1 protein-coding gene is annotated in these 1506 nt (G+C 68.1%); it reads right to left on the bottom strand.

All coding sequences use genetic code 11. From position 1 onward, the window contains the following. Positions 1 to 38: 38 nt before the first annotated feature. On the bottom strand, positions 39 to 1235 hold the full coding sequence (locus tag LVY72_RS24030) for an IS30 family transposase (RefSeq protein ID WP_372463780.1): 1197 nt from the start codon (positions 1233 to 1235) through the stop codon (positions 39 to 41). Between the last annotated feature and the right edge of the window lie 271 nt (positions 1236 to 1506).

Here is a 1506-nt window from a genome sequence, read left to right as displayed (position 1 = left end):
TGGGCGGATTCTGGGGGTCGTTGCAACACATCTGGTGGCTAGTTAGTCAAGAGTAGATCGCGCAGGCGCTCGGCCGGGGTGTCCCAGCCGAGCGTTTTGCGTGGCCGTCCGTTCAGTTCCTGGGCGACGTGTTCGAGGTCCTCTGGTCCGTAGGCGGTCAGGTCGGTGCCTTTGGGGAAGTACTGGCGCAGCAGTCCGTTGGTGTTCTCGTTCGAGCCGCGCTGCCAGGGGCTGGCGGGGTCGCAGAAGTAGACGTCCATGTCGGTGGCGGTGCTGAAGGATTTGTGGGCGGCCATCTCGGCACCCTGGTCCCAGGTCAGCGAGCCGCGCAGGTGCACCGGCAGGGTGGACATGGTGGCGACGAGTCCGTCGCGGACGGTTTCGGCGGTGTGGTCCCCGGGCAGGTGGACGAGCATCACGTACCGGGTGGTGCGCTCGACCAGGGTGGCGATGGCGGACTGGTTATGGGCCCCGGTGATCAGGTCCCCTTCCCAGTGGCCGGGCACTGCCCGGTCTTCGATTTCGGGCGGACGTTCGGAGATCATCACCATCGGGTCGGTGAACCGTTGGCGGCGTTCCCCGCCGGCATTACGTGGTTGGCGGCGGGCGCGGCCGGTGCGCAGCGCGGCCTGGACTTCGCGTTTGAGGCCGCCGCGTGCCTGGACGTAGAGGGCCTGGTAGATCGTCTCGTGGCACACACGCAGCTCCGGATTGTCGGGGAACTCCCTGACCAGCGTGCGGCTGATCTGTTCCGGTGACCAGCGTACGAGCAGTTTCTCCTTCACGTAGCTGCGCAACGGTCCCTCGACGCTCAGCTTGCTCTGCCTGGGCCGGGACCGGCGGGCAACGGCCTGCCGCTGCGCGGCGTAGGGCTGGTAGCCGGCGTCCGGGCGGCTGTTGCGGGCAATTTCCCGGCTGATCGTCGACGGGGCCCGGCCCAGGGCGGCGGCGATCTTCCGCTGCGGGGCGCCGGTCGCTGCCATGTCCCGGATCCTCTCCCGCTCCGGGAGGGACAGGTAGCGCGCATCGATGGGTTTTTCCAGCGCCGGCAGGCCGGCCGTGGCGGCGGGGGCAGTCGTGGCGGTCACACCACTGTTGTATCCGCCCGCCCGCCCGTCGGGCCGGATCCTGCGTCCGCGCGAGTGTCGGATCCCCTTGTCCCAGTCCCGGGCAGTCCGCGGGTGAACGCCCACGGCCTTTGCCGCCGCCCGCTGCGAGAGACCGGCCCTGCGCAGCCGGAAGAACTCCTCACGGCCGGGATGAACCGGCCTGCCGGGCTTGCCGGAAATCCCGGCCTTCCCCGCCCACCGGTAACACACGCTCAGGCTGAACCCGAGCTCGGCGGCAGCCCTGGCGGCATTCCCCAGCCGGTCCAGGGCAACGAAGAACTCATCCTTCTGCTGCTGTGTGTATTTCCTGTGGGAACGTGATTTTCCCGTTAAAGACGACACGGTCGTTGCAACTCCCAAAATTCACGGGATGTTGCAACGACCGCCAGAACCCGCC

It is taken from the genome of Arthrobacter hankyongi (assembly GCF_022012395.1).
Classification (GTDB): Bacteria; Actinomycetota; Actinomycetes; order Actinomycetales; family Micrococcaceae; genus Crystallibacter; species Crystallibacter hankyongi.
Note: the sequence above shows the minus strand (reverse complement) of the source record. Positions and strands in the feature narration are given on the sequence as shown.